The 23,051-nt window shown below is 58.7% G+C and carries 19 protein-coding genes; 8 read left to right on the top strand and 11 right to left on the bottom strand.

Going from position 1 to position 23,051, the window contains the following annotated elements; all coding sequences use genetic code 11:
* Positions 1-17 precede the first annotated feature (17 nt).
* The 5 genes from codA to bglX form a co-directional block, all read right to left on the bottom strand.
* A complete protein-coding gene (gene codA, locus JQ845_RS00865) occupies positions 18-1,259 on the bottom strand; it encodes a cytosine deaminase (RefSeq protein WP_010655876.1) in 1,242 nt (413 codons plus the stop codon).
* Positions 1,256-2,479 carry a PucR family transcriptional regulator gene (locus JQ845_RS00860; RefSeq protein ID WP_010655875.1) on the bottom strand — a complete coding sequence of 408 codons (1,224 nt, stop codon included), beginning with the start codon at positions 2,477-2,479 and terminating at the stop codon, positions 1,256-1,258. The genes codA and JQ845_RS00860 overlap by 4 nt, the downstream gene beginning before the upstream one ends.
* Positions 2,476-3,741 (bottom strand): cytosine permease, encoded by a 1,266-nt coding sequence (gene codB / locus JQ845_RS00855; RefSeq protein ID WP_003441082.1) that lies wholly within the window; start codon positions 3,739-3,741, stop codon positions 2,476-2,478. Before codB ends, JQ845_RS00860 begins: the two co-directional genes overlap by 4 nt.
* A 386-nt stretch (positions 3,742-4,127) precedes the next feature.
* Positions 4,128-7,001, bottom strand: a complete 2,874-nt coding sequence (locus JQ845_RS00850; protein ID WP_003441086.1) for a ribonucleoside-diphosphate reductase subunit alpha — start codon at positions 6,999-7,001, stop codon at positions 4,128-4,130.
* A 697-nt stretch (positions 7,002-7,698) separates the two neighbouring features.
* Positions 7,699-9,990 (bottom strand): beta-glucosidase BglX, encoded by a 2,292-nt coding sequence (gene bglX / locus JQ845_RS00845; RefSeq protein WP_203007943.1) that lies wholly within the window; start codon positions 9,988-9,990, stop codon positions 7,699-7,701.
* A 265-nt stretch (positions 9,991-10,255) separates the two neighbouring features.
* Between bglX and JQ845_RS00840 the strand changes: the two genes are divergently transcribed.
* The 6 genes from JQ845_RS00840 (at position 10,256) to JQ845_RS00815 (ending at position 14,640) form a co-directional block, all read left to right on the top strand.
* Positions 10,256-10,864 carry a LemA family protein gene (locus JQ845_RS00840; RefSeq protein WP_003441093.1) on the top strand — a complete coding sequence of 203 codons (609 nt, stop codon included), beginning with the start codon at positions 10,256-10,258 and terminating at the stop codon, positions 10,862-10,864.
* Positions 10,865-10,912: 48 nt separating this feature from the next.
* Positions 10,913-11,653 carry a TPM domain-containing protein gene (locus JQ845_RS23120; RefSeq protein WP_003441095.1) on the top strand — a complete coding sequence of 247 codons (741 nt, stop codon included), beginning with the start codon at positions 10,913-10,915 and terminating at the stop codon, positions 11,651-11,653.
* Between the two features lie 28 nt (positions 11,654-11,681).
* Positions 11,682-12,296, top strand: a complete 615-nt coding sequence (locus JQ845_RS00830; RefSeq protein ID WP_003441098.1) for a TPM domain-containing protein — start codon at positions 11,682-11,684, stop codon at positions 12,294-12,296.
* A 107-nt stretch (positions 12,297-12,403) separates the two neighbouring features.
* The gene (locus JQ845_RS00825; protein ID WP_003441101.1) at positions 12,404-13,621 is read left to right on the top strand and encodes a class I SAM-dependent methyltransferase; all 1,218 of its coding nucleotides are present in this window, start codon (positions 12,404-12,406) and stop codon (positions 13,619-13,621) included.
* Positions 13,622-13,737: 116 nt separating this feature from the next.
* Positions 13,738-14,319: a DJ-1/PfpI family protein gene (locus JQ845_RS00820; RefSeq protein WP_003441103.1), complete on the top strand. Its 582-nt coding sequence runs from the start codon at positions 13,738-13,740 to the stop codon at positions 14,317-14,319.
* A 15-nt stretch (positions 14,320-14,334) separates the two neighbouring features.
* A complete protein-coding gene (locus JQ845_RS00815; protein WP_003441106.1) occupies positions 14,335-14,640 on the top strand; it encodes a ribbon-helix-helix domain-containing protein in 306 nt (101 codons plus the stop codon).
* An 82-nt stretch (positions 14,641-14,722) separates the two neighbouring features.
* Here the strand turns inward: JQ845_RS00815 and JQ845_RS00810 are convergent, their stop codons facing one another.
* The 3 genes from JQ845_RS00810 to JQ845_RS00800 all read right to left on the bottom strand — a co-directional run bounded on the left by JQ845_RS00810 (position 14,723) and on the right by JQ845_RS00800 (position 18,859).
* Positions 14,723-17,269, bottom strand: a complete 2,547-nt coding sequence (locus JQ845_RS00810) for a TonB-dependent receptor (protein ID WP_037001426.1) — start codon at positions 17,267-17,269, stop codon at positions 14,723-14,725.
* A 115-nt stretch (positions 17,270-17,384) separates the two neighbouring features.
* Positions 17,385-18,323, bottom strand: a complete 939-nt coding sequence (locus tag JQ845_RS00805) for a FecR family protein (RefSeq protein WP_203007941.1) — start codon at positions 18,321-18,323, stop codon at positions 17,385-17,387.
* Positions 18,320-18,859 carry an RNA polymerase sigma factor gene (locus JQ845_RS00800; RefSeq protein WP_203007939.1) on the bottom strand — a complete coding sequence of 180 codons (540 nt, stop codon included), beginning with the start codon at positions 18,857-18,859 and terminating at the stop codon, positions 18,320-18,322. Before JQ845_RS00800 ends, JQ845_RS00805 begins: the two co-directional genes overlap by 4 nt.
* Before the next feature lie 174 nt (positions 18,860-19,033).
* Here JQ845_RS00800 and JQ845_RS00795 point away from each other — a divergent pair, with 174 nt between their 5' ends.
* Complete coding sequence (locus JQ845_RS00795; protein ID WP_003441118.1) at positions 19,034-19,366, top strand: YegP family protein; 333 nt, start codon at positions 19,034-19,036, stop codon at positions 19,364-19,366.
* Between the two features lie 100 nt (positions 19,367-19,466).
* On the opposite strand, the gene JQ845_RS00790 is transcribed toward JQ845_RS00795, so the two are convergent.
* Together JQ845_RS00790 and JQ845_RS00785 are read right to left on the bottom strand one after the other, a co-directional pair.
* Positions 19,467-20,354, bottom strand: a complete 888-nt coding sequence (locus JQ845_RS00790; RefSeq protein WP_010655866.1) for a dihydrodipicolinate synthase family protein — start codon at positions 20,352-20,354, stop codon at positions 19,467-19,469.
* Positions 20,355-20,385: 31 nt separating this feature from the next.
* Positions 20,386-21,168: an aldolase gene (locus JQ845_RS00785; protein WP_202210947.1), complete on the bottom strand. Its 783-nt coding sequence runs from the start codon at positions 21,166-21,168 to the stop codon at positions 20,386-20,388.
* A gap of 149 nt (positions 21,169-21,317) precedes the next feature.
* Between JQ845_RS00785 and JQ845_RS00780 the strand changes: the two genes are divergently transcribed.
* Entirely contained in the window at positions 21,318-21,860 is a 543-nt protein-coding gene (locus JQ845_RS00780) for a helix-turn-helix domain-containing protein (protein ID WP_127196588.1), read from the top strand.
* Positions 21,861-21,900: 40 nt separating this feature from the next.
* Here JQ845_RS00780 and JQ845_RS00775 read toward each other — a convergent pair whose 3' ends face one another.
* On the bottom strand, positions 21,901-22,926 hold the full coding sequence (locus JQ845_RS00775; RefSeq protein WP_160628265.1) for a DUF4917 family protein: 1,026 nt from the start codon (positions 22,924-22,926) through the stop codon (positions 21,901-21,903).
* Positions 22,927-23,051 lie beyond the last annotated feature (125 nt).

Genomic DNA, 23,051 nt, shown 5'->3' with positions numbered 1-23,051 from the left:
CGTTTGTACCGCTGGCTTCAGGGTCTGTTGAATTCAACCCGCTCCGGTACGCGGGTCATCAGCACCTTGCCGGCACGGATCGAGACCCGGGCCTTGGCCTGGCGGCGTACTGCTTCGTAATCACTGTCGGCGTCCAGTATCACCAGGTTCGCCGGCCGGCCGACGGCGATGCCATAACCCTCGCCAAGGTTGAGGGTGCGGGCACTGTTGTCGGTGACCAGGTCCAGGCAACGTGCCAGGTCTTCGAAGCCCATCATGTGGCAGATGTGCAAACCCGCATCCAGCACCCGCAGAATGTTGCCGTTACCCAGCGGATACCAGGGGTCCTTGATCGAGTCCTGGCCCAGGCACACGTTCATCCCGGCGCGGTCCAGTTCGGCCACGCGGGTCACGCCGCGGCGTTTTGGAAAACTGTCAAAGCGCCCTTGCAAGTGAATGCTTTCGGTCGGGCACGAAACGAAATTGATCCCCGAAGCCTTGAGCAGGCGAAACAGTTTCGAGCAATAGGCATTGTCGTAGGAACCCATGGCCGTGGTATGGCTGGCGGTTACCCGGCTGCCCATACCGCGGACCCGGGCCTCTTCGGCCAGCACTTCAAGAAAGCGCGAGTGCGGGTCGTCGGTTTCGTCGCAGTGCACGTCCACCAGGCAACCGCTGCGCTCAGCCAGGTCCATCAGAAACTTGATCGAGCTGACGCCTTGCTCGCGGGTGTTTTCAAAGTGCGGAATGCCGCCGACCACATCGGCGCCCATCTCCACTGCACGGATCATCAACTCACGGCCGCCGGCGTAGGACTCGATTCCTTCCTGGGGGAAGGCGACGATTTGCAGGTCGATCAGCCCCCGGGCTTCTTCACGGACCTCGATCATCGCCTTGAGGGCAGCCAGCGTCGGGTCGGTGACGTCGACATGGGTACGCACATGCTGAATGCCATGCTCGGCCAGCATGCGGATGGTGGTGTGGGCGCGCTGTTTGGTGTCTTCATGGGTGATGGTTTCCTTGCGCTGCGCCCAGCGTTCGATGCCTTCGAACAGCGTGCCGCTCAGGTTCCACTCGGGCTGGCCCGCCGTGAGGGCGGCATCCAGGTGGATATGCGGTTCCACCAGGGGCGCGATCAGCAATTGGCCTTGAGCGTCGATATCGCCCGCCTGCGCCATCACACTGGCGCACTGCAGGGTTATGGCGCTAATGCGCTCGCCCTCGCAGCTGACCGTATACAGGCCTGGAGTTTTACGTAGCGTGGCATTGATGATGTTCATGCTTGGTCCTGTCGTTGGGCTTCGGTCATGCGCCACACGAGGAGGGCAACCGAAGCATTCATTCTGAAAAGTGGGTCATCGAGCGATTGTCCGCTGTGTTGCTCGATGCGTTGTATCCGTTGGTTGATGGTGTTTCGGTGAATGTTCAAACGCCGGGCCGCCTGCAGGGCATTGCCGTTTTCCTGGAGCAGGGCGTCCAGGGTTTCAAGCAGGCTGTGGGGTTGCTTGCGCCGGGGCTCGATCATGGAACCCAGGGTCTGCTGCACGAATGCCTCGATCACCGAGCGTTCGCCAATGGCCTGCAACAGGCGCAGCACCCCCAGCTCACTGAAATCACAGAAACCGCTGGCCGGGCGCAGATTTTCTGCAACATCCAGGGCCTGGCGCGCTTCGTTCAGCGCCTGATGGTAGTGCCCGCAATCCTCTGCCTTGCTCGCCACCCCCATGAACAGCGCCATGTCACCGATCATGGCATGCAAGTCGCGATACAGGCAGCCCAGTTCGGCGCGAATGGTTTCGCCCTCGTTCAGCAGCAGAATGAACAGATCCCCCTGGACGATGACCGGCAGCGCGCGGGGCAGGGCACGGGCCCAGATATCCAGATGATCCTGTACGGCCTGTCGCGTTTGTTGCAATAACCGTTCTGCGGCATCCGGGGCATGGTTGTCGAACAGCACGCTGACCGCCGACAGCCGCATTGCCACCAGGCGTCGCGGGCCGTCCAGAGGCAGTTTCAAGTGCGCCGCACGCTGGCGGGCAGTGGCCAGGCTCGGATAATCGCCGCTGAGCAACTGCGCCAGAATGTCGTGGCGTGAACGCTTGGTCTGGCCCATCTGTACCAGCGCCGTGCCGATCAGGTGCGTGACAATAACCATCTTCAGCAAGTACGGCTGTTCGATCAGCACCAGACCGTATTCCTCGCACAGTGCTATGACCGAGTCCGGAATACGCTGAATAAAGGCATCTCCGGTCAGGATCACCAGCCCGGCAATGCCGCTGGCGTCGCCTTCGTGCACCAGACGCAGCAAGTTGGCCTCGTCCCGGGGATGGTTGATGCCGGTGACGAACACCAGTTCGCCGCCCATGACCCATTGCCTCAGGCCTTCGTTCTCGGCCACGTAGGGCCAGCGCACGTTGCGTTGCAGGTTGCAGGCACCGGCGCGCAGGGTCATTTCTTCCAGGCCGGCCAGCCCCAGAATTTCTGCAACCGTGAGGCTCAAATGTCCTCCTGCACGACGGGCAGCACGGCACGCCGGCGGCTGATTTCCAGCAGCAGGATGTAGCACGCGGCGGATGCGGCAATTCCAACCAGCGGCGCAATCCACGGTGAGCAGTAGGCCAGCAGTGCGCCGAAGGCGTATGCGGTCAGGCCCGGGACGTTGTAGCGCGGCAGTTTCACACTGGCCAGCGTCGGGTATTTGCCGTGATGGCGATACCAGAAGTCGGCCATGATCACGCCCCCGATGGGCGGGATGATCGAGCCCAGCAGCACCAGAAACGGGATCAGCATTTCATACATGCCGCCAATGGCCAGCACCACGCCGACGGCAGCGGCGATCAGGGTCATGGTGCGGCGCCGTTCGCTGCGCACCAGATGGCAGGCTGCCGCCGACACGTTGTAGATGGTCGGGCCCTGGATCGTCCACAGGTTCAGGCACAGCATGACTACCGCGGCGAACGACAGGCCCTGGAGCATCATCACGCTGACGATGTCGGCCTGTTGATAGACCATGGCGCACCATGCGCCGGCCACTATCATCAGGCCATTGCCCAGCAGAAAACTGACCACGCTGGCGATGACGGCAATCCGCCCGGTGCGCGATAGCCGGGTCCAGTTGGTGGCTTGGGTCGCGCCGCTGGCGAACGTGCCGAAGACCATGGTGATGGCGGCCGAGAAGGTCATTGCTTCGTGGGGGATTACCGCTGCCAGGCCCTTGAAGCCGCCGACATGGCGGGTGGCGATGTACATGGACACGATCAACAGGACAAACATCAGCGGCACCGAGACCCGCGACAGCACGTCCAGCCCTCTGTAGCCGATAATCGCGGTGATACTGAAGCCCAGCCCGAAAAACACCATCAGCGGCCAGGTGAAGCCTTCTGCCAGGCCGAGCATTTTCACCAATACGATGGCCACGGTGGCCGTGCCCCAGGCGAACCAGCCCAGCTCGGCAAAACCCAGCAGAAAGTCCGAGAGACGGCTGCCGGCCTCGCCAAAGCAAAAACGCCCCATCAATACCGTATTCAGGCCGCTGCGGGCGGCAATCAGCGCCAGTGCGGCGGCATACAGGGCCAGCAGGCTGTTACCTATGGCCGCAATCCACAGCATGTCGACGAAGTTGAACGCCATGCCCAGTTTGCCGCCGGCGAACATGGTGCCGGTAAAGAACGTGAAGCTGAACAACACCATGGAAATCGATAGCAGCCCCTTGCGTGCAGAACGCGGGGCTTCGCTTAAAGGAAATTCGCCGGGTGCACTCATGTTGTATTTCTCCGCCTCGAATGGGTAGGGCCGTGGTCAGTGGCACCCTGGGGCTAGAGCAATAAGCGGGCCTGTTTCGGGCCAGATGTCAAAACAGAAAAAAGCGGGCAGAGGGCATAGAGGTCGGTGTTCAGGTTGAACATATTTGAAGGGGATCGGCGGGCAGAGGTGTGCAGAGTGATTCATTTTGTAGCGCTGATGCACCGTTGTGGGTGCTTATGGCCAATCGCCGGCTCCGACAACGGGCTGGTGACCTCCTTGTGGGAGCTGGCTTGCCAGCGCTGGACGCGGGTGTGTTGCCCATAAAAAAACCCCCGTTAAACCCAACTGTTACCAGGGTTTAACGGGGGTTTCGGTCAGGCGGTCAAGCCGTCTGACGGCTCAGCTTATTGGCAAGCTTCGCAATCCGGCTCGTCAATGGCGCAAGCCTTTGGCACCGGTGCAGGACCGGCAGGCGCGGCAACCACGTCTTCGCTGTTGTTGCCGTTGGACACCGCGTTGAGCTTGCCGGTGTTGACGGTGGACTTCTCGGTGCTGGTCGCGGCCAGGGCACGGAGGTAGTAAGTGGTTTTCAGACCACGGTACCAGGCCATGCGGTAGGTCACGTCCAGCTTCTTGCCCGAAGCGCCGGCGATGTACAGGTTGAGCGACTGAGCCTGGTCGATCCACTTCTGACGACGGCTGGCGGCGTCAACGATCCACTTGGTGTCGACTTCGAACGCAGTGGCATACAGCTCTTTAAGCTCTTGCGGGATGCGTTCGATCTGCTGCACGGAACCGTCGTAGTACTTCAGGTCGTTGATCATGACCGAGTCCCACAGGTCGCGGGCCTTGAGGTCGCGAACCAGGTACGGGTTGATCACGGTGAATTCGCCCGAGAGGTTCGATTTCACGTACAGGTTCTGGTAAGTCGGTTCGATCGACTGCGATACGCCAGTGATGTTGGCGATGGTGGCGGTCGGTGCGATGGCCATGATGTTGGAGTTACGGATGCCTCTCTGAACACGGGCGCGAACCGGTGCCCAATCCAGGGATTCGTTCAGGTCAACGTCGATGTACTTCTGGCCGCGCTGTTCGATCAGGATCTGTTGCGAGTCCAGTGGCAGTACGCCTTTGGACCACAGCGAACCCTGGAACGTCTCGTAAGCGCCACGCTCGTCTGCCAGGTCGCAGGACGCCTGGATCGCGTAGTAGCTGACCGCTTCCATCGACTTGTCGGCAAATTCCACGGCCGCTTGCGAGGCGTATGGAATGTGCTGCAGGTACAGCGCGTCCTGGAAGCCCATGATCCCCAGGCCGACCGGACGGTGCTTGAAGTTCGAGTTGCGGGCTTGTGGCACCGAGTAGTAGTTGATGTCGATTACGTTATCGAGCATGCGTACGGCTACATCGATGGTGCGCTTGAGCTTGTCGGTATCGAGCTTGCCGTCCTTGATGTGGTTCGGCAGGTTGATCGAGCCCAGGTTGCAGACCGCGATTTCGTCCTTGTTGGTGTTCAGGGTGATCTCGGTGCACAGGTTCGAGCTGTGGACCACGCCCACGTGCTGCTGCGGGCTGCGCAGGTTGCACGGGTCTTTGAAGGTCAGCCACGGGTGGCCGGTTTCAAACAGCATGGACAGCATCTTGCGCCACAGGTCTTTGGCCTGAATGGTCTTGAACAGCTTGATCTTGCCCGGGTACTGGGACAGGGCTTCGTAGTACTCGTAACGCTCTTCGAAGGCCTTGCCGGTCAGGTCGTGCAGGTCCGGTACTTCGGATGGCGAGAACAGGGTCCACGGGCCGTCATCGAAGACGCGCTTCATGAACAGGTCAGGGATCCAGTTGGCGGTGTTCATGTCGTGGGTACGACGACGGTCATCACCGGTGTTCTTGCGCAGCTCGATGAACTCTTCGATGTCCATGTGCCAGGTTTCCAGGTAGGCACAGACAGCGCCTTTGCGCTTGCCACCCTGGTTAACGGCTACGGCGGTGTCGTTCACTACTTTGAGGAACGGGACCACGCCCTGGGATTTGCCGTTGGTGCCCTTGATCCATGAACCCAGTGCACGTACCGGAGTCCAGTCGTTGCCCAGGCCACCGGCGAATTTGGACAGCATGGCGTTGTCGTGGATCGCGTGGTAGATGCCCGACAGGTCGTCCGGAACTGTGGTCAGGTAGCAGCTGGACAGCTGTGGACGCTGGGTGCCGGCGTTGAACAGGGTCGGAGTCGAAGCCATGTAGTCGAAGGACGACAACAGGTTGTAGAACTCGATGGCACGGTCTTCTTTTTGCTTCTCTTCGATTGCCAGGCCCATGGCCACGCGCATGAAGAAGATCTGCGGCAGTTCGAAACGCACGCCATCCTTGTGGATGAAGTAACGGTCGTACAGGGTTTGCAGGCCCAGGTAGGTGAACTGCTGATCGCGCTCGTGGTTGATCGCCTTGCCCAGTTTTTCCAGGTCAAAGGTCGCCAGCACCGGGTTCAGCAAATCGAACTCGATACCTTTGGCGATGTAGGCCGGCAGGGCTTTGGCGTACAGATCGGCCATCTCGTGGTGAGTCGCGCTTTCTGCCACTTCGAGGAAGCTCAAGCCTTCGGCACGCAGGGTGTCCATCAGCAGGCGAGCGGTTACGAAGGAGTAGTTTGGCTCACGCTCTACCAGGGTGCGGGCGGTCATCACCAGGGCGGTGTTGACGTCGCTCAGGGCTACGCCGTCGTAGAGGTTTTTCAGGGTTTCGCGCTGGATCAGGTCGCCGTCAACTTCTGCCAGACCTTCGCAGGCCTCGGTGACGATGGTGTTCAGGCGGCCCATGTCCAGAGGTGCGAACGTGCCGTCAGCGCGGGTGATACGAATCGACGGGTGAGCCTGGACAGTGTCTTCGGCCGGGGCGCGGTTAGCACGCTCCTTGGAGCGGGCATCGCGGTAGATCACGTAGTCGCGAGCCACTTTTTGCTCGCCGGCGCGCATCAGGGCCAGTTCAACCTGGTCCTGGATTTCTTCGATGTGGATGGTGCCACCCGATGGCATGCGACGCTTGAAGGTCGCGGTGACTTGTTCAGTCAGGCGCGCAACAGTGTCGTGAATGCGGGACGAGGCGGCAGCTTTGCCACCCTCAACTGCGAGAAACGCTTTGGTGATGGCGACGGTGATCTTGTCATCGGTGTAAGGAACAACAGTCCCGTTACGTTTGATCACGCGCAATTGGCCTGGCGCGGTCGCAGACAGATCCAGATTTGAATCGGAACCCTGCGAGTTCTCGCGAGTTGTGTCGGTTTGCATGGGGGGGTGTCTCCACATTCTCTATGTTTGTTTGGGCACCTTTTGGGGGCCCACCGTTCCGTCCTGAAGCACTACAACCGACGATCAAGCCGGGTATAACAACTTCGGGACGTACAGAAAGGGGGGTTAAGCCGCTTCCGTGCCGAAGTCCTGGGGTTGCGCGTACCGGCGCAAATCCTGTTCCTGATGGGTGACAGTATTTTTACTGCAACACCCGGGCCGCTTTCCGGCTTTTACGCTGGAAACCGGCTGCCATCCGCATGCGCGGTTTGGACTTTAAAAGCGTGTTTACTCAAACCCGACAGGCGCGAGAAAAGGACTTGAAATTCTCGTCTGAGTTGTGTTGGGTTTTTGGCCTAAAACCCTATATGTGGGGTTGTTTGGCCGAATAGATACAAGATATGCGTTTTGCCGAGTCTCTGCAACGTAGGATCTTGGCTTGAATCACTGCGTGTTTTGTGTATGAAAGCGTAAAAAACCGTGTAGGCCCCATGGGCTCGGCTTCAGACCGTTTGTCACCAAATTTTGCCGGATTAAACGCCCCGGACTGAATTTTGAGGGCGCGAACCCTACCACAAAAAACAGCGCTGTCCGAACGCATTTTCAGGCGCGTGCAAAGATAGGAAAGGTCAAGGGGATATTGGTGTTTCAAGACACCGCAAAGGCCTTGGCTGACCTTTGCGGCAGATGTGGGAAATTACAACAATTGGAAGCTGTTTTGCTGCACGTTCTGCGAATCAAGGCCGATCATCACCTCGAACTCACCGGGCTCGGCGACGTATTTCAATTGCGGGTTGTAGAACTTCAGCGCGTTCTCGTCGATGTTGAACTGCACGACTTTCTGCTCTCCGGCCTTGAGCATGATTTTCTGGAAGTCCTTCAACTCCTTGAGCGGCCGGCTCATGGAGGCGGCGACATCATGCAGGTAGAGCTGGACCACGGTTTCGCCATCGCGCTTGCCAGTGTTTTTCACGGTCACGCTGGCGGTCAGTGATGCCCCGGGTTTCAGGGTTTTGGCGGACAGGCTGACGGCCGACAGGCTGAAATCGGTGTAGCTCAGGCCATAGCCAAACGGGTACAGCGGGGTGTTTGCCTCGTCGAAGTACTGCGAGGTGTAGTTACCCGGCTTGCCCGGGGTAAAGGGCCGGCCAATGCTCAGGTGGCTGTAGTAGGTCGGAATCTGCCCCACAGAGCGCGGGAAGGTGATGGGCAGCTTGCCGGAGGGGTTGTAGTCGCCGAACAGGACATCGGCAATGGCATTGCCGCCTTCAGTACCGCTGAACCAGGTCTCCAGCACGGCATCGGCCTGCTGCTGTTGCAGGTCGATCGACAGCGGCCGGCCATTCATGAGCACCAGCACCAACGGCTTGCCAGTGGCCTTGAGGGCGGTGATCAGGGCGCGCTGGCTGGCTGGCATGTCCAGGCTGGTGCGGCTCGACGACTCGTGGGACATGCCCCGCGACTCGCCCACCACAGCCACCACCACATCGGCCTGCTGCGCCGCCTTGACCGCTTCGTCAATCATCACATGGGCCGGGCGCGGGTCGTTGGTCACTTCCGGGCTGTCGAAGTTCAGGAAGTTCAGATAGTCGACGATTTTCTGGTCGTCGGTGATGTTGGCGCCCCGGGCATAAATCAGCGTGCCCTGCTGGCCGAGTGCGTTGCGCATGCCGTCAAACACGGTGACCGATTGCGCCGGCTGGCCATTGGCCGCCCAGCTGCCCATGATGTCGATCGGTGCCTTGGCCAGCGGGCCCACCAGAGCGATGCGTGCCTGTTTTTTCAGTGGCAGGGTCTGGTCCTGGTTCTTCAGCAGGACCAGACTCTTGCGCGCCACTTCGCGGGCTTCGCGCCGGTGCAGGCGGCTATCGGCGTTGGCATCGGCCGGATCGTCCTGGGCCTTGCCGATCCGCAGGTACGGGTCGGCAAACAGACCCATGTCGTATTTGGCCCCGAGCACTTCGCGCACCGCATTATCCAGATCGCTTTGTGGCACTTCGCCCGACTTCAGCAAGCCCGGCAATTCTTCGCCATAGACCTTGTCGTTCATGCTCATGTCGATGCCGGCCTTGATTGCCAGCTTGGCGGCTTCGCGCCCGTCCTTGGCGACGCCGTGCCTGATCAGCTCGATGATCGCGCCATGGTCGCTGACGGCGACCCCTTTGAAGCCCCAGTCCTTGCGCAGCAGATCCTGCATCAACCACATGTTGGCGGTGGCCGGGATACCATTGATCGAGTTCAGCGCCACCATCACCCCGCCAGCGCCGGCATCAATTGCGGCGCGGTACGGAGGCAAGTAATCCTGGTACATGCGCACCGGGCTCATGTCGACGATGTTGTAGTCCCGGCCGCCTTCCACTGCGCCATACAGGGCGAAGTGCTTGACGCTGGCCATGATGTTGCCGGGCAGGGCGGGTGAAACTCCCTGATAGGCGTGGACCATGACTTTGGCAATGCGCGATACCAGGTAGGTGTCTTCGCCAAAACCTTCCGAGGTGCGCCCCCAGCGCGGGTCGCGGGCAATGTCGACCATCGGCGCGAAGGTCAGGTCAATACCGTCGGCGCTGGCTTCTTTGGCGGCAATCCGGCCGCTCAGGCCGATGGCGTCCATGTCCCAGCTGGAGGCAAGGGCCAGGCTGATAGGGAAAATGGTGCGATGACCGTGAATCACGTCGTAGGCAAAAAACATCGGGATTTTCAGGCGGCTGCGTTGAGCGGCATCCTGCATCGGACGGTTTTCGGCGCGGGTGATCGAGTTGAACGTGCCGCCGATACGGCCTGCAGCGATTTCCTTGCGAATCATCTCGCGGGGCATTTCCGGGCCGATGCTGATCAGGCGCAGTTGGCCGATCTTTTCATCGACCGTCATTTGTTTGAGCAGATCAGCCACAAACACATCTTTGGGCGGGAGCAGTGTCGGCGGGTTCTGGGCTAAAACCGAGTGACTGGCCAGACTAAGGGCCAGGCCCAGCAAATACATATTTCTCATGACATTCTTCTACGCGGCCGCTCTCTTAAAGCGAGGGATGGCCCGCGCTTTTGAAGCGATATTGTTCTGTGGGGGATGTAAGGACTACTTAACTTAAAAATTACCCTATCGTTAAGGTAAGTATTCCCACATGGCAGGCAGTCTTTTAGCTGATTAGCTACCAGCAATCCAGTGTTGCCGGGAGATATTCAGTCACGGTGAGGGAGTTTTTCCACAGGGTATGCGGTCAATAAACTCAATCGGGTTATTTCGGAGCGTCACAAGCATGGAATTACAAAGCGTTAGGTCCTCGGGCTGGAAAGTCATCGCGCTGCTGGCGTTGAGCAGTCTGCTGGCGGGATGCGGGATCAATACCATTCCGACCCTGGACGAGCAGGTCAAGGCGGCCTGGTCGCAAGTGCAGAACCAATACCAGCGGCGTTCCGACTTGATCCCCAACCTGGTGGAAACGGTCAAAGGTGCGGCCAGGCAAGAGCAGGCGACCCTCACCGCGGTGATTGAGGCACGGGCCAAGGCAACGTCGATCCAGGTGGATGCCAGCACCCTGAACAATCCGGAAAAACTCAAACAGTTCCAGGATGCACAGAACCAGCTGACCGGAGCCTTGAGCCGTCTGATGGTGGTGTCCGAGCGCTATCCGGACCTCAAGTCCAATCAAAACTTCCTCTCCTTGCAGTCGCAACTTGAAGGCACGGAAAACCGCATCAGCGTGGCCCGTCGCGACTTCATCCAGGCAGTTGAACGTTACAACACCGAAATCCGCACTTTCCCCGGCCGTTTGTGGCATGCCGTGATGTACAGCGACTTGCCGATTCGCCCGACTTTCGAGGCCACCGCACCGGATGCCGACAAAGCCCCGGAAGTGAAGTTCTAACCACCGCCTGACCCTGCACTTACTGGGGGGCAAGCTGCCGAGGTGCTGATGCGCGTATCAAAACCGGGTTTGGGTCTGTTGCTGTGGCTATTTATAGCCACCGCACAGGCACTCACTTTTCCGACGCTGAGCGGGCGGGTGGTGGATGACGGGCAGATGCTCGACCCCGCCACACGCCAGCAACTGGCGCAAACACTGGAAGCCCACGAAAAAGCCACCGGAGAGCAAGTGGTGGTGGTTACGGTGGCGGATCTGCAAGGGACTCCCATTGAGGATTTCGGCTACCAGTTGGGCCGGGCCTGGGGTATCGGGCAAAAGGATAAAAACAACGGCGCCCTGCTGATCGTCTCGCGTGATGACCGCAAACTGCGGATCGAGGTCGGCTACGGTCTGGAAGGCCGCCTGACCGATGCGCAATCCTCGGTCATCATTAATCAGATCATTACCCCGGCCTTTAAAGCCGGTAACTTCAGCCAGGGCATCAGCGACGGTGTTGCCGCGATCCTGCAAGTGTTGGGTGGCGATCCCGTGCCTGAGCCGGCCTACGCCAGCGGGCAGGGCGATGGCAGTGACTTGATGACCGAGCACCCCGGTGTGGTGTTGCTGTTATTTCTGTTGTTCGTTGTGGTCGTGGCTGTCTGCCAGTTTTACGGCATTTGCAACTCGGGCGGCGGCGGGGGCACCCGCTCCGGCGGGTTCGGTGGCGGGGGCTTCGGTGGCGCAGGCGGTGGCGGCTTTCGGGGTGGCGGCGGCAGTTTTGGCGGCGGCGGAGCTTCCGGCGGCTGGTAATTCACTTATTTAACGGGCATCGACACTCATGGCTTTACTTACCCCACAGCAACAACAGCAGGTTGCCGACGCGGTAACCCGCGCCGAACAGCGTACCGACGCCGAAATTGTCACCGTGCTGGCGCCGCGCGCGGATGATTACAGCTATATCCCCTTGTTATGGGCCAGCCTGATCGCCCTGGTGGTACCCGCTCTGGTGCATTTTTTGATCGGCGGTCTGCAGATTTACGGCTTGCTGATGTTGCAGTGGGCCTGCTTCGTCTTCCTCAGCCTGATCTTTCGCCTGCCGGCCATCACCACCCGCTTGATCCCGCCGCGCATTCGGCATTGGCGCGCGAGCAATCTTGCCCGGCGCCAGTTTCTCGAACAAAAACTGCATCACACCCGGGACCGCACCGGCGTGCTGATTTTTGTCAGCGAAGCCGAGCGCTATGTCGAGATTCTGGTGGACGAAGGGATATCGCAACATCTGGACGACAGCGATTGGGGCAGCATCGTCAGTGATTTCACGCGCCGTGTGGCATTGGGTCATACGGCTGAAGGCTTTATTTCCTGCATCGATGCCTGTGCCGAACTGCTGGAGCGGCATGTGCCGAAAACCCATCCGCGCAATCAATTGCCCAATCGGCTGGTGATGTTGTAATCGCCGCTGGCTGAAATAACCCCGTGCCCCAGGCGGCGAACGCGCCTAAAATAGCCGCCATTGCTTTTCAGATTCCCCCTCCTGCATCCCCCGAGGCACCTTTTTCAATGTCAGTGACTGCTACCACCGCCCCGTCTGTGCCGGATCATCGTGCGCAATTTTTGCACTTGCTGGAAACCGGCCTGGCCCAGAACTCCTTTATCAAACTGGTACTGGCCAAGTATGTCGGGCCAGAGGCCGAGCTGCAGCGGATCATCATCAAGCAAGTCACGGTCAAGGATCAGCCTTGCCTGTCGTTTGTGTACCGTTACAAAACCCGCGATATCACCAAGAACTTCCCCCTTGAAGAGGGCGTGGCCAATATCGCCGGGCTGTTGCCTGAAGCGTTTAAAAACGCGCATTTGCTGACCCTGACCGACGAAGTGCAGCTGGAATACAGCAAAAAGGGCAAAAGCTCGCTGTTCAAAGGTAAAAGCCAGCAGGAGCGTGAACTGCCGTCGGCTGAGCATAATCGTGAGAAAAATCGCTTCCTGGACCTGACCCGGCCGTTTTTGGCGGATCTGGGGGTCACCAACAAGCAGCAAGAACTGATCCCGGCGATGTCGCGCAAGTGGAAGCAGATCAACAAATTCATCGAGGTGTTTTCCCACGCCTTGAGCAACTCGCCGCTCAAGCTCGATCAACCGGTCAAGGTGGTGGATTTCGGTTCGGGCAAGGGTTACCTGACCTTTGCCATTCACGATTACCTGCGTCACAGCCTCAAGGCTGAAGGTGTGGTCACCGGGGTTGAGCTGCGTGAAGACATGGTCACGCTGTGCAACAACGCCGCCCAGCGCCTGGAGCACCCGGGCCTGTCCTTTCAGCATGGTGACGTGCGCAGCTTTGCGCCGACCCCGATTGACGTGATGATCGCCCTGCATGCGTGTGACATTGCCACCGACTATGCGATTCATATGGGCATTCGTTCGGGGGCGGCGATCATCATGTGCTCGCCGTGCTGCCATAAGCAGATTCGCCTGCAGATCCAGAGCCCGGCGCTGCTCAAGCCGATGCTGCAATACGGGTTGCATCTTGGCCAGCAGGCCGAAATGGTCACCGACAGCTTGCGTGCACTGTTCCTTGAGGCCTGCGGTTATGAAACCAAAGTGTTTGAGTTCATTTCCCTGGAACACACCAACAAAAACAAAATGATCCTCGCGGTAAAACGCGACGAACCCCTGGACCCGGCGCAGTTGCTGGTGAAAATCCAGGAGCTCAAGGCGTTTTACAACATTCAGGAGCACTGCCTGGAAACCTTGCTGCAGGCGGACGGTTTGTTGAAGTAAGCCTGTAACAAGCCTGCGGGCGGGCACGTAGTACCTGGCTATTACCCGCGTGGGCCCTCAGGGGGTACCTTGGCTACTCTTATCAGTCCAAGGCTTACCCCGGAGGAGAACTCACCATGGCGGCGAAAAAAATTCTGATGCTGGTTGGCGACTACGTTGAAGACTACGAAGTGATGGTGCCGTTTCAGGCGCTGTTGATGGTGGGTCATCAGGTTCACGCAGTGTGCCCCGGCAAAACCTCGGGGCAGACCGTTCGCACGGCGATTCATGACTTCGAGGGCGATCAGACCTACAGCGAGAAGCCGGGTCATCTATTCGCCCTGAATTTCGATTTCGACAAAGTCCGGGCCAGTGACTATGACGCGCTGGTGGTACCAGGTGGCCGAGCTCCGGAATACCTGCGGTTGAACGAAAAGGTTCTGGAACTGGTTCGTGAATTCGATAAGGCCGGTAAGCCAATTGCTGCTGTGTGCCATGGCGCGCAATTGCTGGCGGCTGCCGGAACGCTGCAAGGCCGCGAGTGCAGTGCTTACCCGGCCTGCGCCCCGGAAGTGCGATTGGCCGGCGGTACCTACATTGATATCGACGTGACCAAGGCCCATGTGCAAGGCAACCTGGCGACGGCGCCTGCGTGGCCGGCGCATCCTGCCTGGCTGGCGGCGTTTCTTGGGTTGTTGGGTACGACCATTACCTTGTAAGAAGAGGGTGCGACCATGTGTGAGCTATATGTCAAAGCCGATCCGATTCTTTACGAGTCGCGCTCGCGCTCCTTGCGTATTTGCGGCGTGGTCACCACCTTGCGCCTGGAAAACCAGTTCTGGGACATCCTCAGCGAGATTGCTGAAACCGATGGCATGACCACCAACCAGCTGGTGGCCAAGCTCTACGAAGAGGTGATGGATTATCGGGGCGAAGTGGTCAACTTCGCCTCGTTCCTGCGGGTAAGTTGCAGCCGCTACCTGAGCCAGCGCCGGGTGCAGGCGCCGGAATTGAATTTGGTGGGGCGCAAGCAGGGTTGAGCCACTCTCTTGTAGCCGCTGCCGACAGGCTGCATCCGGTGGCGAAGCTGTCCTGAGGTCGGTGTGCGAGGTATCTGCAGTTTTAGAAGAACCGGGTCACGCTGACTTTGGCGTTACGGCCCTGGCTGTAGGCATTTTCTCCGCTGAGCATCGGGCGATAGCTCTTGTTGAACAGGTTATCCACCGTGAAGTTGACCTCGGTGCCTTTGAGGTAGGGCTGAGTCGGTTTCCAGTTGGCAAACAGGCCCTGTACGTTGTAGCCGTCATTGTCGTAGTGGTCCCAGTAGCGGTCGCCCAGGGCACTGATATCGCTGCTGTAGTAGTTATCGCTCGGCAAGCGGTCAGTCTTGCGCACGAACTCGCCTTTCCAGCCGATTCGGGCATCCCAGGCCGGAATTTTCGTGCCCAGTACGGCCACCCACTTGGGCGCAGGAACATCTCGGGCCCATACGTCGGGGCCCCAGGGGTTGGTGTAGGCGCCTTGGTGTTTGCCGGTCATCCATGCGTACGACAGCGATCCGAAGAGGTAAGTGGCCTCGTAGAAGCTTTCGATCTCAAAGCCCTTGATGGTCACGCTCCCAATGTTGCGGTAGTTCGGCATGTTGGGGCCGCAGTCTTGTGTCATGCCGCCTGACGCGGTTTGCGCTGCACAACCCACGCCCGTGGCTTTGAAAATCTCATCGTCGATCTTGTTGCTGAACAGGGTGGTGCGGATCAGTGCGTGGTCGCTGTCGCCAAAGATCTGATCGAACGTGGTGATATTGCCCCCGCGCCAGCCAGTGATGCGCTCCGGTTTGAGACCGAGGCTGGTGGACGTTCGGCCGCCAATGGCCTGGACTTCGTACTGTTCGTCGATCACCGGGGCGCGCCAGGTTTTGCTGTAGTCGACAAACAGGGCGGTCTGCGGGGTTATTTTCCAGAACGCTGACAGGCGCGGCGACCAGCCAGTGTAGGTTTTGGCGCTGTAGTCATGGCCCAGTTCCAGGTGGTTGTAGTAGGGCGCATCGTTCTCCTGGCCACGATTTCGAACATGGTCATAGCGCATCGACGGCGTCAGAGTGAAATCACCGAGGGTGATGGCGTCCTGGATATAAAAGCTGTTGGTGTCCACCTTGCCGGCGGGCATAAAGCCTGGCTGGTAATGGCCATAGTTGTATTTTTCTACTTCGTAGGTCTTGCCCGGCATCCACATGTTCACATCGCGTTCATGCTTGCGAAACTGCACGCCGGTGGTGACTGCATGGTCCAGGGGGCCGGTGGCAAACAGGCTGATGTTTTCGATCTGGAGCATGTCATCGGTGTAGCCGGTTTCCATCTTGCGCCCGCCGCTGGTGGGCTGGATGAAGGCCTGTTCGCCGCGCTCATCGGTCTGCTCGGTGTTGGAGTGCGAGTACTTCACTTCCAGATCAAGCAGAGGGTTATCGATGGGCTCGTAGTTGTATTTGGCCGACCAGGTGGTGTCGACGGTCGAACGGGTGGACAGGTAGCGCTGCGAAGCAATGTCGTAACCGTATTTATCGATGTTGGCCTGGCTCGGCGGCGCCGGGTAGCTGACAGCCGAGAACGGGACCCACAAGTGGTTGTTCGATTGCGAGTAGGACATTGCGACGCTGTGCTCGTCGGTCAGGTGCAGGTTGAGCTTGAGCAGTTGCGCATCCAGGTCCTGGGCCGTATTGGGCAGGCGCAAGGGGTTCACCGGGTAGACATTGCCGGGGTTGGGCATGTTATCCGCGAGCTTCATGTCATCGCCGTCGCGTTTGGTGTAGTACACCAGCGCATCGGCGCGGCCATCTTCGGTCCGGCCGTAGGCGGCGCCACTGTAGACCTGTTGATGGTCGTTGCTGCTGTAACCGTACTTGAGCATGGCGCCCAGGTCTTTGCCTTCTTCCAGCAGGTCCGGTGCGTCTTTGGTCTCCATGTGTACGACGCCACCAAAACCGCCATTGCCGGTGCGGAAATCGTGGGGGCCTTTTTCGACTGCAAGGCGTTTGATCAGTTCAGGTTCGATGAAGATCGTGCCTTGCTTGTAGCGCTCAAAACCGCTTTTGGTCGCGCCATCAACGGTCATCTGGACGTCTTCGGCTTCGCCCATGCCCCAGATGTTGATGGTCTGGCCGCCCGGTTTCAGGGAGCCGCCGAGGTTGATGCCCGGCAAGGTGGCCAGCAGGCTGGGAATGTTATTGGCCTGATACCTGTTGATTTCGGTTTGGGTCATGGTCGACTTGCCGACGTTGCTGGAGTCGACTTCGTTGCCGTTGCCCACCACGCTGACCGCGCCCAGCTCCAGGCTGTTGCTGGTGGTGATGCCTTCTTCCCGGGGGCGCACAACATAGGTGCGGTCGACCTGGATCAGACTGAAATCCGTGCCTTTGAGCAACCGGTTGATCGCCTCTTGCGGGCTGAAAGTGCCACTTAGGGCCGGGGCTTGCACATTGCGTAACAAGGCTTCGTCAAACAGCAGCTGGATTTTTGCCTGCTGTGCCACATCACTCAATGAGCTGGCCAGCGATTGCGCCGGCAGTTGCAACTGGATCGATTCGGCATGGGCGTGCAGGCTGACCGCCATACACGCAGCGAGCAATCCAGTACGTGTGCACAAGTGCGAGAAGTGATGTGGTGCGCGAAACATGAAATCCCCCGGTGCGGCAACAAAGGCCAAAAAAGACATGCGTTAGCAGACCGAAGGAAGACGCGGCACAAAGAGAAAACCACATATGCGAATGAAAAATATTCGCATATGTTTTTTAGCGGGGCTCGATACGGATTTTTCCGTTATCCAGCAGGTGATTTTTCACCGGGATCAGCGCGGGTAAAGCCTTGACCAGAGCCAAGGGGTCACTGACATCCAGATTGCCCGAGACCTTATAGCGGCCAAGCGGGCCGTCTGCCAGCTCGATCACCCCGGGGCGGTATAAATCCAGCTCGTCCACCAGGCTGGCCAGTTCACGATTGCGAAAGGACAGATGCCCGCTGCGCCAGTCAGCCACTTCACCCGGGCTGAGACTTTGCTCCTCAAGCGAGCCTTTGGCGTAGTCGTAAGTGGCACGCTGTGAGGCGCCCAGCAAGGCGGCCGACTTGCCATCGGGGATAAACGCGACTTGCCCGTGGGCGACACTCACCACCAATTGACGCTGGCTGCGGCGCACATCAAAACCGGTGCCGACGACCCGGACCCGCGCATGGCCGGCGTGTACCACCAGCGGCTGTTCCTTATTGGCGGCCACTTCGATATAGAGCTGGCCCCGATCCAGATAGATGTCCCGCTGACTGGCGCTGAAGTCGATGCGCAAACGGGTGTTGGCATTGACGGTCAAGGTGCTGCCGTCGGGCAGTCTGACGGTTTTTGCGTCCTGACTCTGGGTTGCGATCTGTTGTTGATGCAGCTGTACCGGGGTACCGATATTGAGTGCAAACACGGCGCATAACACTGCTGCGGCCGTTGCCAGGGCAAACACTGAGCGGCGGCGCCGGGGCAGGGGCACGGGTTTATTCAACTGCTTGAGTTCGCCGAGATCGGCCCACAGAGACTCAAATTCGGCATATGCCCGGGCATGGGCAGGGACGGCCTTCCAGCTGTTGAATTGCTCGCGGCAATTGCTGTCGGGTTGATTGCGATTACGCGCAAACCAGGTGGCCGCCTGTGCGTCGATGCTCTCGTGAGCGGTCATTTGAAAAGGGGTCATTGTGGCTGCTCCTTGCCGCTGTCCCGTTGTAAATGTCGCTTGCAGTGAAGCAAGGCAAAGGCAATGTGCTTTTCCACCATGCTGACGGAGATTCCCATACGTTCGGCAATCTGCGCCTGACTCAAGCCTTCAAAACGATGCAGCATAAGGGCTTCGCGGCGTCTGGGCGAGAGTTCTGCGAGCACGGCTTTGAGTTGCTCGAGATATTGCAGGCGTTGTGCGCCAGCCATCGGCTCATCCCTCTCGTCGGTCAGGGGCTCGGGTTGACCCGCAATTTGTTCGCTGTGCACCGCTTGACGTACCTGTTGGCGACGCCAGTGATCGCGTAACAGATTGCGCGCCATCTGGAACAGAAAGGCCCGCGGCTGCTCGACTTTGGCCCGGTCCTGATAACCCAGCCATTGGGTGAATACATCCTGGGTCATGTCAGCTGCATCGCTGGCGTTGTCCGTGCGTTTGCGCAGGAAGTGCAGAATCTGTGTGTAGAACTCGCGCAAGGATTCGGCCACTGGCGGGTCAGGTTTGAAGCGGGACATGAAGATCCTTAAGGATGCAGCGATGCAAACAAGTCGCGAATGGTATCGAGAATTATTGCTATTTGTCTCGCTGGAAATCCATCTTTGCGCTTATTGCGGCGGATAAATGGCTAAATACCCTGTGGCCGCTTTACTGAAGAAGGGAAAAATCCCTACTACAGCAGGAGAGTGGTTATGTCAGGTTGGTACGAGTTGAGCAAAACCAGCAACGGACAGTTCCGTTTTGTCTTGAAGGCGGCAAACGCCGAAACGATTTTGGTCAGTGAGCACTACACCACCCTGGCGGCGGCCAAAGCCGGGATTGCCTCGGTGCAGGCCAATAGCCCCCATGATGAGCGCTATGAGAAGAAGGTCGCCAAAGACGGCAAGCCGTACTTCAACCTCAAGGCGGCGAATCACCAGATCATTGGTACCAGCGAGCAGTACAGCGCCGAGGCGGCGCGGGACAAAGGCATAGCCAGCGTCAAAACCAACGGGCCGACCACGCAGATCAAAGAAAAATTTTGATGACCCCATTGGTCTGAGCCTGCTGGCGAAGGTGTCACTGGGTTTTCAAGGGCAAAACATCAGTGTCATTTTCGGCAGCAGGCCGGGTGTTGCGGGAGCGTCAGCGCAGGGTTTTCAAGATTTGCTGCAATTGTGAAACGGCGCTTTCAGACAGTGGAAATACCGGCAGGCGCGGGTCCCCAGCCTCAATGCCGGTAAGGCGCAGGCCTGCCTTGATAGTTGCGGGCAAGCCACCTTTTAGAATGAACTGCAGAAGTGGCAATTGGCGATAGAACAGCTCGCGGGCTGTTTTCAGGTCGTTGGCCAGTACCGCTTCATACAACCCCAGATTGAGTGCCGGAATCAGGTTCGGTGCAGCCGTACACCAACCTTTGGCTCCGGCCGCGAACGCTTCCAGTGCCAGCGGGTTGCAACCGTTATAAAACGGGATCTGCCCCTCGCCCAGCTGTTGCAGGCGATGCATGCGCTGAATGTCGCCGGTGCTTTCCTTGACCATGGTGACGTTTTCAACCGCATTGAAAATGCGCAGGATCAACTCGACCGACATGTCCGTACCGCTGGTGGCCGGGTTGTTGTAGAGCATGATCGGAGTGCTGATGCTGTGGCCAATGGCGCGGTAGTGAGCGAGGATTTCGGCTTCGCTGAGTTTCCAGTAGGCGGCCGGCAAGACCATCACCACATCGGCGCCATATTGCTCGGCAAGGCGCGCGCGCCGCACAGCCTTGGCAGTGGTCAGGTCGGACACACTGACTATGGTCGGTACCCTTTTGGCGACATGGGCCAGGGTGAACTGGCTGACTTGATCCCATTCGGCGTCGCTCAAGTACGCGCCTTCGCCGGTGCTGCCCAGGGGGGCAATGGCGTGAACACCGCTGTCGATCAGTTGGTCGATGGAGCGTCCCAGTGCGCTCAGGTCAATCTGTTCGCCGTCGGCGGTAAACGGGGTGATGGTGTAACCGATGATGCCGTGAATGTTTGAGGTCGACATGAAGTATCTCCGTTTCAACAGGTAGGTGGGCTCAGTTCAGGCAATCGGCATGACGACGCAGGTTTTGCCGGGCGTAGTAATTGAATGCGGCAGCGTGACGTTTAGGACGGCTGATCCAGTCATGGGCTTCGCGACCCAGCGCCGGCTCGACGGGTTTGATAGTGCCGGCCGCCATCGCCAGCAGTTGCAGCTTGGCGGCGCGCTCGATCAGTTGCGCGATCACGCAGGCTTCTTCGATGCTGGCCCCGCTCGACAACTGGCCGTGGTGCGAGAGCAGGATCGCGCGTTTGGCGCCCAGCGCCCGGGTGATGATTTCACCTTCTTCATTACCCACTGGCACCCCCGGCCAACCTTCCAGAAAAGCGCAGTCTTCGTACAGCGGGCAGAGATCCATGTGCGACACCTCAAGCGGCACTTCCAGCATCGACAGTGCGGCTACGTGGGTCGGGTGAGTGTGGATGATGCAGTTCACATCCGGGCGGGCGCGGTAGACCCAGCTGTGAAAGCGGTTGGCCGGGTTCGGCATGCCGTGGCCTTCGAGTACTTCCAGGTCTTCATTGACCAGCAGTAGATTGCCGGCAGTTATTTCGTCGAATCCCAGGCCCAGTTGTTGGGTGTAATAGGTGCCGGGTTGTGGCCCGCGAGCCGTGATTTGCCCGGCCAGACCAGAGTCGTGGCCGTTTTCAAAGAGGATGCGGCAGGTCAGGGCCAGCTTTTGCCGGTCAGTCCACGTATTATCCGCCAGCGTATTTTGCATCTGTACAAGCGCTTGCTTGACCAGCTGCTCTTTCGGGAGTGCTAATGTCTTGGCCATGTCGGTGTCCTTTGCAGTGATTGCCGGATTGCCTGCCCCGTAGCCTGGAAAGTGGCGGGGCAGTGCATATGACACTTAAGAGGCTATATGACACAAAGTGTCATTGGCAAGAGAAACCCGCGGCTCCTTTGATGGATTAATTGCTATACATGTCTATCCGCTTGAAATTACTCAGAAAAAAACTGGGCGTTACCCTTGAGGTGCTGGCCGAAAAATCCGGCATGACCAAGAGTTACCTGTCCAAAGTTGAGCGCGGGCTTAATACGCCGTCGATCGCCGCGGCGCTTAAATTGGCCAGGGCGCTGAATGTGAACGTCGAGGAGCTGTTCTCGGAGGACAGCGCACGGCTGGACAACTACAGCCTGGTGAGAAGTGATCAGCGCCAGTTGCTGTCGGGCACCGGGCAGTCACCCGGTTATGCAGTGCTGGCGCATCAGGTCAGCGAGCGTAACCTGCTGCCGTTCATGATGTTCCCCCCTTTCGAATTCGCCGATCCCAGCTTCAAGGAGCATGCGGGCGAAGAGTTTTTGTTCGTGCATGAGGGGGCAGTAGAGGTGGATTTCATGACTGAGCGGGTCATTTTGCAGAAGGGCGATGCCTTGCATTTCAACGCCCAAAAGCCCCACCGTTTACGTTCGGTGGGGCAGGTTCAGGCGCAGTTGCTGGTGGTGGTCAATAGCAGGGATGACTAGGGATGGCGGGCCCTTTTCCCGTTGCGGGAGGGGAGCGGATTCAGACCTCCACCGGCACCGAGTGCCTGGTGTAGCCAAGCGGGTGGGTTTTCGAATTATAGAAGCGTAATGTCAGCTTTTTGTCTGCAAATAGCGCCGCGTAGTGGTGCTTCTGAAAGCGGATAAAGGCTTCGTTGCGCGGGTAAATCGAGATCCACAGGGTTTTCAGCGGCGCCTGGCGCAGGGCATCAATCAGGTGCTGATCCTGTTCTCCCAGGCTGTGACCAAAGATGCACAAGCTGTCTTTGTGGCTCATCAACTGTTCATGGCAAAACGACAGGTAATCCGAGTGACGAATGGATTTACGCTTGTCGTCGCTGTTGCTTTCGCTGACAAACAGCGGCACATCGTCCAGGGCGCTGATCGAGTGATTAATCGCGAAGTTACTTAGCAGCACGGGTGGCGTGGCGTTGATCTTGCGCGCCTTGCCTTCCTGGTTTTTCACCAGGTGCAGGCCGCCGTGCAAGTAAAGCACGCGGGTGGATTTGCTCTTGCCCAGTGCTGCACCCAGTTCGAAGGTAGCCCCGGGGCTGTCGAACAAGTCATTGAACTGTTTTGGCGCCTGCATCACAGCCCAGGGGGTGAGCAGGTCGTAGTTGGAGCAGTACACCGTGGCGTAGCGCGCCAGCTCCTGGTTCCAGCATGCCAGGGTTTCGGGTTGCATCAGGCGCCAGGGGATATGTACGTCCTGGGTGCTGTTGATCAAGGCTTCCTTGATGGCGTAGTAGCGTTTGCGCGGCGAAGCCGAGTTGATGGCCAGGGCCTTGTTGACCTTGCTTGCGGTTTTGAGTGCACTTAACACGTGCTCGAAATTGCGCGTACCCAGTGCTTCGAACACGCTGAGTTCGGTCTGGCTGAGGGGTTTTTCGGCGACGCTTTTGGCTTTTTCGAATAGCGAGTCGTAATAAAAGTCATGCCACACGGCCATGCTTGCGCCGTTACCAATCAGCAGTCCGCTGCACGCTGTGCCGGTGCTCAGTGCATTCCAGTCTTCTAGTTCTGCATCAAATTCCTGGAAGGGGGTCATGGCAAATATCGTCTCAAGGCGGGGGCAAAGCAGGACTTTATCACGCTCAAGTGTTGAGCCAGATCAACATTGGTGTACCAAAACAGGTTGAAGCTATGCACATGGATTTATTCAGCGTCGCGGGC

This window comes from Pseudomonas paraversuta (genome assembly GCF_904063065.1).
Classification (GTDB): domain Bacteria; phylum Pseudomonadota; class Gammaproteobacteria; order Pseudomonadales; family Pseudomonadaceae; genus Aquipseudomonas; species Aquipseudomonas paraversuta.
Note: the sequence above shows the minus strand (reverse complement) of the source record. Positions and strands in the feature narration are given on the sequence as shown.